Annotated in this window: 14 protein-coding genes; 10 read left to right on the plus strand and 4 right to left on the minus strand. The window is 72.4% G+C overall.

Annotation, left to right across the window (positions count from 1 at the left end; genetic code table 11):
• The first annotated feature begins 88 nt into the window (after window positions 1-88).
• The 3 genes from OG898_RS17230 to OG898_RS17240 all read left to right on the plus strand — a co-directional run bounded on the left by OG898_RS17230 (window position 89) and on the right by OG898_RS17240 (window position 1316).
• A complete protein-coding gene (locus OG898_RS17230) occupies window positions 89-406 on the plus strand; it encodes a DUF3618 domain-containing protein (RefSeq protein ID WP_250741314.1) in 318 nt (105 codons plus the stop codon).
• Between the two features lie 50 nt (window positions 407-456).
• Window positions 457-798: a co-chaperone GroES gene (locus OG898_RS17235; RefSeq protein WP_250741151.1), complete on the plus strand. Its 342-nt coding sequence runs from the start codon at window positions 457-459 to the stop codon at window positions 796-798.
• Window positions 799-995: 197 nt separating this feature from the next.
• The gene (locus OG898_RS17240) at window positions 996-1316 is read left to right on the plus strand and encodes a multidrug efflux SMR transporter (RefSeq protein WP_030026576.1); all 321 of its coding nucleotides are present in this window, start codon (window positions 996-998) and stop codon (window positions 1314-1316) included.
• Window positions 1317-1334: 18 nt separating this feature from the next.
• On the opposite strand, the gene OG898_RS17245 is transcribed toward OG898_RS17240, so the two are convergent.
• Window positions 1335-3569: a transglycosylase domain-containing protein gene (locus tag OG898_RS17245; RefSeq protein ID WP_250741316.1), complete on the minus strand. Its 2235-nt coding sequence runs from the start codon at window positions 3567-3569 to the stop codon at window positions 1335-1337.
• A gap of 405 nt (window positions 3570-3974) precedes the next feature.
• Between OG898_RS17245 and OG898_RS17250 the strand changes: the two genes are divergently transcribed.
• The 5 genes from OG898_RS17250 (at window position 3975) to OG898_RS17270 (ending at window position 9061) form a co-directional block, all read left to right on the plus strand.
• Complete coding sequence (locus tag OG898_RS17250; RefSeq protein ID WP_266957811.1) at window positions 3975-4802, plus strand: ABC-2 family transporter protein; 828 nt, start codon at window positions 3975-3977, stop codon at window positions 4800-4802.
• Window positions 4803-4929: 127 nt separating this feature from the next.
• A complete protein-coding gene (locus tag OG898_RS17255; RefSeq protein ID WP_266960296.1) occupies window positions 4930-5733 on the plus strand; it encodes an ABC transporter permease in 804 nt (267 codons plus the stop codon).
• 2 nt (window positions 5734-5735) lie between these two features.
• Entirely contained in the window at window positions 5736-6713 is a 978-nt protein-coding gene (locus OG898_RS17260) for an ATP-binding cassette domain-containing protein (protein ID WP_266957813.1), read from the plus strand.
• Window positions 6714-6842: 129 nt separating this feature from the next.
• Window positions 6843-7565 carry a DUF1707 domain-containing protein gene (locus tag OG898_RS17265; protein ID WP_266957815.1) on the plus strand — a complete coding sequence of 241 codons (723 nt, stop codon included), beginning with the start codon at window positions 6843-6845 and terminating at the stop codon, window positions 7563-7565.
• A 113-nt stretch (window positions 7566-7678) separates the two neighbouring features.
• Entirely contained in the window at window positions 7679-9061 is a 1383-nt protein-coding gene (locus tag OG898_RS17270) for a DUF445 domain-containing protein (RefSeq protein WP_250741159.1), read from the plus strand.
• A 31-nt stretch (window positions 9062-9092) separates the two neighbouring features.
• Here OG898_RS17270 and OG898_RS17275 read toward each other — a convergent pair whose 3' ends face one another.
• From OG898_RS17275 to OG898_RS17285, 3 genes are all read right to left on the minus strand, one after another.
• On the minus strand, window positions 9093-9872 hold the full coding sequence (locus OG898_RS17275) for a trans-aconitate 2-methyltransferase (RefSeq protein WP_266957818.1): 780 nt from the start codon (window positions 9870-9872) through the stop codon (window positions 9093-9095).
• A gap of 150 nt (window positions 9873-10022) precedes the next feature.
• Window positions 10023-10322, minus strand: a complete 300-nt coding sequence (locus OG898_RS17280; protein ID WP_266957820.1) for a hypothetical protein — start codon at window positions 10320-10322, stop codon at window positions 10023-10025.
• Window positions 10323-10387: 65 nt separating this feature from the next.
• The gene (locus OG898_RS17285; RefSeq protein WP_250741163.1) at window positions 10388-10564 is read right to left on the minus strand and encodes a hypothetical protein; all 177 of its coding nucleotides are present in this window, start codon (window positions 10562-10564) and stop codon (window positions 10388-10390) included.
• Between the two features lie 213 nt (window positions 10565-10777).
• Here OG898_RS17285 and OG898_RS17290 point away from each other — a divergent pair, with 213 nt between their 5' ends.
• Entirely contained in the window at window positions 10778-11320 is a 543-nt protein-coding gene (locus tag OG898_RS17290; protein ID WP_250741165.1) for an N-acetyltransferase, read from the plus strand.
• A gap of 954 nt (window positions 11321-12274) precedes the next feature.
• Window positions 12275-13132 (plus strand): hypothetical protein, encoded by an 858-nt coding sequence (locus tag OG898_RS17295; protein ID WP_266957825.1) that lies wholly within the window; start codon window positions 12275-12277, stop codon window positions 13130-13132.
• Window positions 13133-13173 lie beyond the last annotated feature (41 nt).

Genomic DNA, 13173 nt, shown 5'->3' on the forward strand with positions numbered 1-13173 from the left:
GGTACGGTGTCGAGACTAAGCTGCTGACAGACTGTTCACGGTGGGCTACACCCGCCGAGGGACCGACCACGACGACGGAGGCAGCGCGGTGCCGGAAGCCAGGACCCCCGCACAGATCGAGGCGGACATCGTCCGCCGCCGCGAGCAGCTCGCCGAGGCGCTCGACGAGATCGGGGTGCGCATGCACCCCAAGACGATCGTCGGGGACGCCAAGGCGAAGATGGTCGGCAACATCGACCACGTCGTCGGCCGCGCCGTGGCGACGGTGAACCGCCTCGTCACCGACGCCCGCGACGGGCTGCGCCACGACGACGGCGCCCCGCGCGTCGAGCGGATCGTGCCGGTCGCACTGCTCGCGGCCGGTGTCGTGGGCCTGCTGGTGATGTCGGCGCGACGCAAGCACTGAGTGATGACCCTGCGGGGTGCGGGGGCGGTGTGGGCGGGTAGGTTCGGGGCGTGAGCGAGAACACCACCACCCACGACAAGCTGCCCATCCGCATGCTCCACGACCGCGTGCTCGTGAAATCCGATTCGCCGGAGGGTGAGCGCCGCTCGGGCGGCGGCATCCTGATTCCGGCGACGGCCGCGGTGGGCAAGCGGCTGGCCTGGGCCGAGGTGGTCGCGGTCGGGCAGAACGTACGGACGGTCGAGCCGGGGGACCGGGTGCTGTACGACCCCGAGGAGCGGGCCGAGGTGGAGGTGCGCGGGGCGACGTACCTGCTGATGCGGGAGCGGGACCTGCACGCCGTGGCCGCCGAGCGGCTGGGGTCGGAGGACTCCACGGGGCTCTATCTCTAGACGGAGATCTTCAGCCCCGTGGGATGAGATCGCGGAAGGCCGGTGACCCTCGTCACCGGCCCTTTTCGTTCGGTTTTGCTACGGTGGTGGGGAACCCCCGACGAGACGCGCCGTACCGGGTGGCTGTCGCGCTGTTGCCGATGGCTGCATGACAAGACGACGCACCCCGTTCCGCTCTCGTTCCGGAGGTGCCTGTCATGGCCTGGGTTCTGCTTCTTCTCGCCGGTCTGCTCGAAGTCGGCTGGTCGATCGGCATGAAGTTCACCGAGGGGTTCACGCGGCTGTGGCCGAGCGTGTTCACCGGTGCCGGCATCGTGGCGAGCATGGTGCTGCTGTCGTACGCGGCCAAGACCCTGCCGATCGGTACGGCCTACGGCGTCTGGGTCGGTATCGGCGCGGCCGGGGCGGCGGTGCTCGGTATGGCGGTGCTGGGGGAGCCCGTCACCGCCGCCCGGATCTTCTTCATCTGTCTGCTGCTGGTCGCCGTCGTGGGGCTGAAGGCGACCTCCGGTCACTGAGTGGCTGGGCCGGCTCTGCTACTCCAGTAGGTCCGCCGGTGGGCGGAGGCCCTCGGTGGTGCCGCCTTGGGGGCCCGTCGTGGTGCCGTTCGTGGTGCCGCCGTCCGTTTGGCCGCCGTCCGTCTGGCCTCCGGTGGTCTGACCCCCGGTGGTCTGGCCGCCCGTGGTCTGGCCTCCGGTGGTCTGGCCCCCGTTCGTCTGGCCGCCGGTGGTCTGGCCGCCCGTCGTCTGGCCTCCGTTCGTCTGTCCGCCCGTGGACGGGGTCCGCGTCGGGCGGCCCGGCCGGCCGGAGGGGCGGTCGCCCGGGGTTTCCTCCTCGGACCGGCTCGGGTCCGGATCCACGGGCGGGGGCTGCGGGGGCCGGTTCGCGCCCGGCATGAGCTCCAGGTCGAAGTCCACGGGGTCGCTGTCCGCCAGGGCCGTCTTCGTGTACTGGGCCCAGATCCGGGCCGGGTATCCGCCGCCCCCGATGCGGGCCTCGCCCAGGGCTCCGTAGAGGGATTCCAGGGAGCCGGTGTCCGGGTCCTGGCCCATCATCGAGACGACCGTGACCAGGTTCGGGGTGTAGGCCGCGAACCAGGCCGAGCGGTCCAGTTCGCCGGTCCCCGTCTTGCCGGCCGCCGGGTGGCCTGCGGCCAGGGCGGCCGTGCCGGTTCCGTTGTCCACGACGCTGACCAGCATGGACGTGGTGGTGTCGGCGGCTTCGCGGCTGACGGCCTGGGAGGGGTCGCGTGCCGGGAGCGGGACGGTGTCCCCCGCCTTGACGATCTTCTCGACGAAGGTGTGCGGGGTGTGGCGGCCGTGGGCGGCGAGGGTCGCGTAGGCCTGGGTCATGTCCAGGACGCTGGCCTGCAGGGTGCCCAGTGCCATGGCCGGTCCCGGGTCGAAGTTCGGGGTGTTCTCGGGGATGCCGAGGGCGATGGCGGTCTGCTTGACCTTGTCCGTGCCGACGTCGACGACCATCTGGGCGAAGACGGTGTTGACGGAGAGGTCGGTGGCGGTGTTGACGGTGATGTTGCCGTAGCTGACCTGCCCCTCGTTCTCCGGCGCGTAGGGGATGCGGGTGCCGACGACGCGCCGCTTGTTGTCGCCGTTGTAGATCGTGTACGGGGTGATCGTGCGGCCGTCCTGCGTGTGGGAGTCGTTCTGCACGGCGGAGGCGAAGACGAACGGCTTGAAGGTGGAGGCCACTTGGTAGTCGTGCCGGGTGGCGTTGTTGACGTACTGCTTGGTGTAGTCGATGCCGCCGTACAGGGCGACGACCTTGCCGGTGGCCGGGTCGATGGAGACGGCTCCGGTGCGCACGACGCGGTCCGCCTTGCGCTTGTCGGGTTCGAGCTTGCTGACCATCTTGTCGTTGACGGCGTCGACCATGGCGGTCTGGCGGGCCTTGTCGATGGTCGTGGTGATGCGGTAGCCGCCCTCGGCGAGGGTCTTGTCGTCGAGGATCTTGTTCTCGACGATGTAGTCCTTGATGGCCTCGACGAGGTAGCCGCGCTGTCCGGAGAGGCCGGCGGCCGGGCGGACCTTGCCGGGCTCGGGGAACTGGGTGGCAGCGCGTTCGGCGGGCGTCATCCAGCCCTTCTTGACCATGCCGTCGAGCACGTAGTTCCAGCGGGCGAGGGCGCGGCCGCGGCCCTGGGGGTGGGCGACCACGTCGAAGGCGCTGGGGGAGTTGAGGAGGGTGGCGAGGTACGCGCCCTCGGCGGTGGTGAGTTTGCCGACGTCCTTGCCGTAGTACGCCTGGGCGGCGGCCTGGATGCCGTAGGCGTTGCGGCCGAAGTAACTGGTGTTCAGGTACCCCTCGAGGATGTAGTTCTTCGACTTCTCGCGACCGAGTTTGATCGCGATGAAGAACTCCTTCACCTTCCGCTTGATCGTCTGTTCCTGGCCCAGGTAGTAGTTCTTGACGTACTGCTGGGTGATGGTCGATCCGGACTGGGTGCCCTTGCCGGTCGCGGTGTTCCAGGCGGCGCGCAGCATCGCCGCGGGGTCCACCGCCCGTTCGGAGTGGAAGTCGCGGTCCTCGGCGGCCAGTACGGCTTCCTGGACCGTCAGGGGGATCTGGGAGAGCGGCACGTTGACGCGGTTGACCTCGCCGTCGCGGGCGAGCTGGGTGCCGTCGGTGTACAGGTAGACGTTGGACTGCGCCGTGGCGGCGGCGTTGGCGGGCGGGATGTGGACCAGCAGGTAGCCGGCCACGAGGCCGCCGCAGACGAGCAGGGCGAGGAGCAGGAACGCGCCCAGGACCATGCGCCAGGTCGGGAGGAGCCGGCGCCAGCCGGTGCGCTTGCGCTTGGCCTTCTTCGCCGCCTTCTTCTCCGCCTTCGCCTGCTGTCTCTCCGCCTTCGTCGCGCCGTTCGTGCCCTTCGTGCCCGCGGCGCCCGGAGCCTGCTGCCCGCCGGGGGTGTCGGGATCGCGAGGCGTCCAGCCGGGCGGTGGTGACGGGTCGCTCATCTCCGGGACTCCTCGGCGCCGTACGAAATATCCACATCTGTACCTCATGCTGTCTACCCGATGGCCGCCGCTTCCGCTCCGGACGGGCGTAATTCGTTCGCGTGGATCGCCCCTCCGCACTAAGCTCGCGCGCTTTGGCCGACAGAGGTTTGGCCGACACAGGAACGACGCAGCAACGACCTGGGAAACGGAGGGGACGAGGTGCGCCAGCCGGTGGTGGGGCGAGCCGGGCTCTACGGAGCGGTCGCGGCCGGGGGCTTTCGCCGGTACGCCACCTACGGGACGGCCACCGCGGCCGGGGTGTTCACCAACACCGTGTTCGGTTTCATCCTGGCCTACACCTACATCGCGCTCTGGGACGAGCGGCCCGGGCTCGGCGGCTACGACCAGTCCGAGGCCCTCACGTTCATGTGGGTCAGTCAGGCGCTGCTCGCCGCCGGGGCGCTGATCGGCGGAGGCTTCCAGGAGGAGTTCCAAGAACGCGTCCGTACGGGTGACATCGCCGTCGACCTGTACCGTCCGGCCGATCTCCAGATGTGGTGGCTCGCGGGTGATCTGGGCCGGGCGGGGTTTCAACTCCTGGGCCGCGGCGTAGTACCGCTGATCGTCGGCGGGCTCGCCTTCCAGCTGGCGCTGCCCACGGATCCGCTGCGCTGGCTGCTCTTCCTCGTCTCGGTGCTCCTCGGGCTGGTGGTGAGCTTCGCGCTGCGCTACCTGCTGGGGCTGGCGGCCTTCTGGCTGATGGACGGGGCCGGGATCAACATGATGGCCACGGTCGTCTCCATCTTCTTCTCCGGGATGCTGCTGCCGCTGACCGTGTTCCCGGGCGGCTTCGGGGAGTTCGTCCGCCTCCTGCCCTGGGCGGCGATGCTCCAGGTGCCGGTGGACGTCCTGCTCGGCGGGGGCGACGGGGCCGCGCGTACGGCGGGGGCGCTCGGCTTCCAGGCCGTGTGGGCCGTGGTGTTGCTCGGGCTGGGCCGGCTGCTGCAGGCGGCCGCGACGCGGAAGGTGGTGGTCCAGGGTGGCTGAGCGGGTGGCGGAGGGCGACGTCGGGGGGACCGCGCCGACCGGCGCGGCGGGGGCGGCGGGGCCGGAGGGGGCGGCAGGTGCGGCCGGGTCGGAGTCCGGGCTCCTCGTCCCGCGGCGCAGCCGGGTCCTGGAAGGGCTGCGCGGCTACGGGCTGATCGCCGCGATGTGGATCCGGTCGACGATGACGTACCGCACGTCCTTCTTCCTCTCCACCTTCGGCAACGCGGCCATCACGCTCCTGGACTTCGTCGCGATCATGATCATGTTCTCGCACGTGGACGAGCTGGGCGGCTTCACGCTCCCCGAGATCGCCCTGCTGTACGGGTCCTGCTCGGCCTCCCTGGGCCTGGCCGACCTGCTGCTCGGCAACACCGACCGGATCGGCACGCGGATCCGCGACGGCTCCCTCGACACCATGCTGGTCCGCCCGGTCCCGGTGCTCGCCCAGGTGGCGGCCGACCGCTTCGCACTGCGCCGGCTCGGGCGGATCGCGCAGGGGCTCGTGGTGCTGGGGTGGGCCGTCTCGGAGCTGGACCAGCTGCACTGGACGGTCGGGAAGACCCTGATGCTGCCCGTGATGATCACCGCCGGGGCGGCGATCTTCGGCGCGGTGATGGTGGGCGGCGCGGCCTTCCAGTTCCTCGCCGGGGACGCCGCGGAGGTGCAGAACAGCTTCACCTACGGGGGCTGCACCATGCTCCAGTACCCGCCGACCGTCTTCGCGAAGGACCTGCTGCGCGGGGTCACCTACATCGTGCCGCTCGCCTTCGTCAACTGGCTGCCCGCCCTGTACGTGCTGGGCCGGCCCGATCCGCTGGGGCTGCCGGGGTGGGTGGCGTACGCGAGCCCGCTGGTGGCCTTCGTGGTGTTCCTCCCCGCGTCGCTGGCCTGGCGCGCGGGGGTCCGTTCGTACCGCAGTACGGGGAGCTAGTCGTGTCGGATGCGCTGATTTCACTGCACGAGGTCGAGAAGGTCTTCGACGTACGGCGCCGGGTGGGCCTGGTGCGCCGGGAGAAACGGCAGGTCAGGGCCGTGGACGGGATCAGCTTCGAGGTGGCCCGGGGCGAGATGGTCGGCTACATCGGGCCCAACGGCGCCGGCAAGTCGACCACCATCAAGATGCTGACCGGCATCCTCACCCCGAGCGGCGGCCGGCTGCGGGTCGCCGGCATCGACCCGGCGCGGGAGCGGATGCGCCTCGCGCACCGGATCGGCGTGGTGTTCGGACAGCGCACGACGCTGTGGTGGGACCTTCCGCTGAAGGACTCGTACGCGCTCATGCGGCGGATGTACCGGATCCCGCCGGCGCGGTTCGCGCAGAACATGGAGCGCTGCGTGGACCGGCTCGACCTCGCCGAGCTGCTCGACGTACCCGTACGGCAGCTGTCGCTGGGGCAGCGGATGCGCGGGGACATCGCGGCGGCGCTGCTGCACGACCCCGACGTGCTGTACCTGGACGAGCCGACCATCGGGCTGGACGTGGTGAGCAAGGCGAGCGTACGGGGCTTCCTGCGGCATCTGAACGAGGAGCTCGGCACCACGGTGCTGCTGACCACGCACGATCTCCAGGACATCGAGCAGCTGTGCGAGCGGGTGATGGTGATCGACCACGGGCGGCTGGTCTACGACGGCTCGCTGGGCGGACTGCACACGGCGGGCGCCGCGGACGGTGCGGCGGCCAGCGAGCGGACGCTGGTGGTGGACCTGGAGCGGGAGCTCCCGCCGATCGAGGTGGCGGGGGCGCGGGTGGTGAAGGTGGAGGGCGCGCGGCAGTGGCTGGCGTTCCCGGCGCGGGCTTCGGCGGCTCCGCTGGTGGCGGCGGTGGCGGCGGAGTATCCGCTGCTGGACCTGTCGGTGCGGGAGCCGGACATCGTGGACGTGATCGCGCGGATGTACGCGGGGCGGGGGTAGAGGGACCGGGGCGGGGCCGGGCGGGCCGGGGTGGGCCGGGGTGGGGCGGGGTTAAATCAGGGACAACCCTGAGCCGGAGCCGGGTTCGGGCCGTACCGCTCTCAGGGGTGACTGCATAGGCTGGTCTGCATGAGTGATGAGCGGCCCGAGACGCCGCGGCCCGAGAAGCCGTTGCTGCCGGAGCTGAGGGCTTCGGACGCCGACCGGGAGCGGGTGGTGGACCGGCTGCGGGACGCCGTCGCCGAGGGCCGGCTCGACATGGACGAGTTCGAGGAGCGGCTGGACGCGGCCTACCGGTCCCGTACGTACGCCGAGCTCGAACCGCTGACGCGGGACCTGCCCGCACCCGGCGCGACGGCTCCGATCGCGGCCGCCCCGGTGGCTCCGGTCGGGCTGGCGAAGGCCGTACCGGCGGGCTCGGAAGCCTCCTGGCCGGCCCGGATCGTGGGCGGCGGAGGCACGGCGGGCGGTCCGGCCATGGCCGTGGCGATCATGTCGGGCTTCCAGCGCAAGGGGAACTGGACCGTGCCCGCCCGGCTCCACGCGGTGGCGTTCTGGGGCGGCGGCGAGATCGACCTGCGCGAGGCGAACTTCGCGGAGCGGGAGGTCGTGATCAACTGCGTCGCCATCATGGGCGGCATCCAGATCACCGTGCCGCCGGGCGTCGAGGTCGACGTGCGCGGCATCGGCGTGATGGGCGGCTTCGACCAGCGCGACAGCCCCGGCCCGGTGGAGCCGGGGGCTCCGCGGGTGGTCGTGACGGGCCTCGCCTTCTGGGGCGGGGTCGAGGTGAAGGTGAAACCGCCGAAGCAGCGGTCGGTCTCGAAGCAGAAGCCGCGCAAGGAGCTGTAGGGCTCCACGGGCCGCGGACGGGGGACCAGTACGGGCGACCCGTACGGGGAACGAGTACGGGGGACCAGTACGGCGCGCCGGGAACTCCCCGGGCGCCCCGGGAGTCGGATGCTATGCGGACGAAACCGTCGCCCGGGGGAAGGCAGGAGCACGTGGAGCAGGGCAGCACGACGACTACGGCAGAGGCTGCGTCTTCGCCGACGTCGTCATCGACCGCGGCCACGGCACGGGGCGGCTTCGTGTTCAGCGAGGCGGACGAGGAGCGCCGGCGCGGCGTCCGCCGGATGAAGCGGACCGCGACCGGCCTGCTGGTCCTGGTCGCGCTGATCTACGTGGCGGCGAAGTGGGCGGAGCACGCGGGCGCGGGCGGCTGGGCCGGGTACGTCGCGGCCGGTGCCGAGGCGGGCATGGTGGGCGCGCTCGCGGACTGGTTCGCGGTCACCGCCCTGTTCCGGCGGCCGCTCGGCCTGCCCATCCCGCACACCGCGATCATCCCGACGAAGAAGGACCAGCTCGGCGTCTCGCTCGGGGAGTTCGTCGGGGAGAACTTCCTCTCCGCCGACGTGGTGCGCACGAGACTGCACGCCCTCGGCATCGGCGGCCGGCTCGGCGCCTGGCTGGCCGAGCCCGCACACGCCGACCGGGTCACGGCGGAGCTGGCCACGGCCCTGCGGGGGGCGCTGACGGTCCTGCGGGACTCCGATGTGCAGGCCGTCGTGGGCGAGGCGATCACGCGGCGGGCCGAGACGGCGGAGATCGCGCCGGGCATCGGCAAGACGCTGGAGAAGGTCGTCGCGGACGGCGGCCACCGCCGGGTCGTGGACCTGGTGTGCGCGCGGGCGTACGACTGGCTCGTCACCCACGCCGAGTCGGTCGAGGCGGCCGTACAGGGCGGGGCGCCGGGCTGGACCCCGAGGTTCGTGGACCGCAAGATCGGCGACCGCGTCTACAAGGAGCTGCTCCGCTTCGTCCAGGAGATGCGGGACATGCCGGAGCACCCGGCGCGCGGGGCGGTGGACCGCTTCCTCGCGGACTTCGCGGCGGACCTCCAGTCGGACACGGAGACGCGGGCGCGGGTGGAGCGCCTGAAGTCGGAGATCTTGCAGCGGGAGGAGATCCAGGACGTGATCGCCTCCACCTGGACGGCGGTCCGCTCGATGATCATCTCGGCGGCGGAGGACGAGCGGAGCGCGCTGCGCCTGCGGGTCCGTTCCTCGCTGATGTCCCTGGGCGCCCGGCTGGCCACGGACGGCCGCCTCCAGAACAAGGTGGAGGGCTGGATCGAGGGCGCGGTCGTCTACGTGGTCACCACGTACCGGACGGAGATCACCTCGCTGATCACCGACACGGTGGCGGGCTGGGACGCGGAGCACACCTCGCGCAAGATCGAGGCCCATATCGGCCGCGACCTCCAGTTCATCCGCATCAACGGCACGGTGGTCGGCGCCCTGGCGGGCCTCCTGATCTACACCCTGTCGCGCGCGTTCGGCGCGTAGCGGGGCGGGACGCCGGACCCTCGCGGCGGCGCTACGGCTCGTGGCGCCGGCGCGCGAGATGGGCGGTGATGTCGGCGGCGATCCCGACCCTCTCCGGCAGGACCCGCGCGATCCGGCGGAACACCTGCTCCCTGGCCGGGGCCGGCAGGACGAGGTAGGCCGAGACGGTGGAGAGGTGGCCGACGTAGTCGCCGGCGCTCATGGTCAGGCGGCGCTCGATCACAGCCTGTTGGACGTCGGTGAACCAGGCGGACCGCCGGAGCTCGGTACCGGGCCACTGGATGTCGTACCCGGGCGGCGTCCCGTCCGGGGACGGAATCTCGTCGCTCTCCAGGAACGGTGCCCGCGCCGTGCGGACGACCTCCTCCACGGCCGGGTCGGCCAACCGGACCGGCCCGCCGAACGAGGCGAACACGCCACCGGGCTCCAGCAGGGAGGCCACGCGCGCCCACCGGCCTTCCGGGTCGGTCCAGTGCAGCGCCGCCGCCGCATAGACCAGCCCGTACCCCCGGCCGTACCGCGGGCCCGGTCGCAGGTCCTCGAAGGCGGCCTGCACCGTCCGGACGCTCGTCGGCACGTGCTTGCGCAGCTCCGCCAGCATCGCTCCGTCGGGCTCGGTCGCGGTGACCGCGACCCCCTGCCGGGCGAACAGGCGGGTTGCCTTGCCCGTCCCGGCACCGATCTCCAGGGCGCTCGGAACGGGACGGCCCGCGTACGTCATCACCAGGTCCACGAGCTCCGCGGGATACCCCGGCCGGAACCGTTCGTAGGCTTCCGCCATCACGCCGAAGCTCAGTGCACGATCGGGCATGCCGGAGATCCTGGCACGAACCGGTACCGCGCCGGGCCGTACCGGCGGGGCGTCGCCCACGGCCCGGGTCCGGGGCGGGTTCCCTTACGGCCCGGGCGGGGTCCCGTGCGGAACCCGCTGGGGTCCCTTACGGCCCGGGCGGGCGGGCGGTCAGCCCCGGTCCGCGACGGCCCAGGACGCGGCGGCGACCACGCCCGCGGCGCCGATGACGGCGGGCCAGGCGCCGACCTTCTTCGCCAGCGGGTGCGCACCGGCGAACCCGGCGAGGTACAGCGCCCCGAGCCCGGCCGCGGCGGGGGCGCCGCCGCGCCTGTGCCACTCCCGCCCGGCGACGATGCCCGCGGCGCCGAGCACGACACCGCCGAGCGGCCGCTTCCTGGTCCACCGCGCGACGGCGTAACCGCCGACCAGACCGGCGGCCGCCACTGCAGAACTCGGTACCCGTGCCATGCTGTCCAACTCCCTCACCTCATCGGTTCATCGGTTCATACGCGCACACCTACTCGCCCCCGAGGCTAACTCGACCCCTTGACCACCCGTCGGGCCCCCACCGCGCCCAACACCAGTACGGCCCCGCCGATCACCGGCTCCGGCACCGCGTCCCGTACACCGCGCGGCAGCACCGCGACCACGCCCAACACGAGCAGAAACGCGAGCCCGGCCCCGCCGGCGGCCCGAAGCAGTCTGTCCACGTGCTGCTCAACGCGGCCGCCGGGCCGCCCGACACGGACCGCGCGGAGGGGATTTGTCGCACACTCGCCGGATCCGCGCGATGTCTGCCCGTGGAACCTGATGGGCATAAATTCAATCTCCCACCCAAAGGGGCAAACCACCTCGCCCCCTCCCGCCCAATCCGCCCCTTCCACCCCTCATCCCTCCCCACCCACATCAGGAGCCAGGACATCGTGATCTGCTACGGACAGGCCGTCCTCGACCTCGCGGACGAACTGGTCGACGCCTACGCCGACGTCTTCTCCGCACCGCCGTGGAACGAAGACGAAGAAACCATTCGCCAGTTCGCCACCCGCCTCCCGGCCGACGCCCGGCGCCGTGGTTTCCGCACCGCCTTCATCCAGTCCGCCACCGGCATCGACGGCTTCGCCACGGGCTGGATCACCCCGGCGGCCTTCCCGAAGAACCGCGCGTACGCCCAGGTCGCGGCGCAGCTCGGTTCGGCCCGGGTGAAGGAACTCCTCACCGGGGCGCTGGAGATAGACGAACTCGCGGTACGCCCCTACGCCCGCGGCCGCGGCACCGCCCGGGACCTGCTCACGGAGATCACCACCGACGCCCCGGACCGCCGCGCCTGGCTGCTGACCAGCCGCCTGGCCAAGAACACGGTGGCCACGTACCGACGCCTGGGCTGGCACGAGGTCGCACCGCTACCCGGCACGGAGACGGGCGTCATCGTCTTCCTGTCCCCGGACCACCCGAACCGGGCGGCGTAGCGGGGCGGTCCCTCCCGCACCTCGCCCGGGCGGCCCCGCCCGCCGGGACCGGCCCCAGTCGCCTCCGTACGGCGACGGCCGAGAGCTGCCCCTGCCTCCGCGGGGCGCCCGAACACGTCCGAAGAAGGAACACCCGTCACCCACGCCGGCCCGCCCGGCCCTTCGGCGGGACCGGGGAGACCCGGTCCCCGGCCGCCCCCGCCCCCGCCCCCGCGGCGAGCGGCAGCCGACGCCCTCCTCACCCCGGCGGGCGGACCCGCCAGCCGTGCCCGGACCGCACACCCCCTGCGCATCCGCACCGGCGAACTCCCCAACCCTGCGCGCTGCGCAGCGCCTCTGAAAGCCGCGGAACATGCCCTGACCGGCACCCGAAGCCAGTCTCGAAAGATCGCCCGGCGGGGCGTCCAACCCACATGGGCGGGGCATACCGCGCCCATGAACCCCACCACACACACCACCCACCCGCAGCCCCCAACCCACGCGGCACCCGCCACACACCAGGCTCAGACGGAGCCGGCCACCCGCCCGGCGCCCGCGGCGTCCGCCACCCGCCCGGCGCCCGCGGTGTCTGCCATGCCCCAGGCCCGTACGGCACTTGCCACCCGCCCGGTGCCCACCACACACGCGTCTCACGCGGCACCCGCCTCGTCCCCGGCGTCCCCGGGGACCGCCACGCCCCGGACCCACGCTGCGCCCGGGCCACGCCCGGCGCTGACCAGGCCCACCACACGGTCCGGCCAGACCTCGCGGACCACCCCCCACCCCACCGCCACTCCCAGCCGCACCCCCACGCCCACGCCTACCCCCAACCCCAACCCCAACCCAAATCCCACCGCCCGGCGCCAACTCAACCTCGCCACGCGCCACCAACTCACCACCACCGCCGGCATCCCACCCGGCACGATCACCTCCCGCACCCGCCCCGGCGGGCCCTGGCAGCGCCTGCTGCCCCGGGTGTACCTCCTCCAGACCGGCCCCCCGGACCAGCGCCAACGCGCCCTCGCCGCTGTCCTCTACGCCGCCGAGCCCGGCTCCGACCCGCTCTCCGGCGACACCGCCGCCCTCACCGGCGGTGCGGCCCTCGCGCTGCTCGGGATCCGCGAAGCCCCGTACACGCCCGCCGACGTCCTGATCCGCTCCCCGCGCAAGCTCGCCGGGTCCCCGGAGGTACGCCCATCCCCCACCACCCGCTGGCCCCGCACCATCACCGTCTCGGGCATCCCGAGCACCCGCCCGGTACGCGCGGCCGCGGACTTCGCGGCCCGGAGCGATCAGCCGGCGGACCAGATCCGCTCGGTCCTCGCCCACGTGGTCCAGTCGGGCTGGTGCCACCCGCACGACCTGCACACCGAACTCCGCGCCGCCCGCCTCCTGACCCGCCCCGCGATCCGCGCGGCAGCCGCGGAACTCCTCGCCGGAGTCCGCTCGGTGGCCGAGGCGCAGGCCCGCGACGTCCTCTCCACCACGGACCTTCCGACCCCCCTCTGGAACGCCCGCCTCCACACCCCGGACGGCACGTTCCTGGCGAGCCCGGACGCCTACTGGCCCGACGAGGGCGTGGCCCTGGAGATCGACTCGGCGGAGTACCACTACAACCGCGACTCCTGGCACGCCACCCTCCACCGCCGCCTCCGCCTGGAGTCCCACGGCATCCTGGTGGTCAGCGCCACCCCCTCGATGATCAGAGACACCCCGTCGGAAGTCATCGCAGCCCTCCGCACCCTCCTCACCCTGACCACCACCCGCCCCACCCCACCCACAGCCCTGGCCCGCGGCCACCAGCAACTGTCGCTGTTTCGGGGGAATCCCTGACTCCCCTTCTGTCTGCACGCGCGTGCGTCGTTTTCGCCCGC

The organism is Streptomyces sp. NBC_00193 (assembly GCF_026342735.1).
Lineage (GTDB): Bacteria > Actinomycetota > Actinomycetes > Streptomycetales > Streptomycetaceae > Streptomyces > Streptomyces stoeckheimensis.

Coding starts and splice junctions, on each gene's coding strand:
- OG898_RS17240 (WP_030026576.1), top strand. CDS start 996: ATGGCCTGGGTTCTGCTTCTTCTCGCCGGTCTGCTCGAAGTCGGCTGG.
- OG898_RS17270 (WP_250741159.1), top strand. CDS start 7,679: ATGCGGACGAAACCGTCGCCCGGGGGAAGGCAGGAGCACGTGGAGCAG.
- OG898_RS17245 (WP_250741316.1), bottom strand. CDS start 3,569: ATGGTCCTGGGCGCGTTCCTGCTCCTCGCCCTGCTCGTCTGCGGCGGC.
- OG898_RS17280 (WP_266957820.1), bottom strand. CDS start 10,322: ATGGCACGGGTACCGAGTTCTGCAGTGGCGGCCGCCGGTCTGGTCGGC.
- OG898_RS17265 (WP_266957815.1), top strand. CDS start 6,843: ATGAGTGATGAGCGGCCCGAGACGCCGCGGCCCGAGAAGCCGTTGCTG.
- OG898_RS17275 (WP_266957818.1), bottom strand. CDS start 9,872: ATGCCCGATCGTGCACTGAGCTTCGGCGTGATGGCGGAAGCCTACGAA.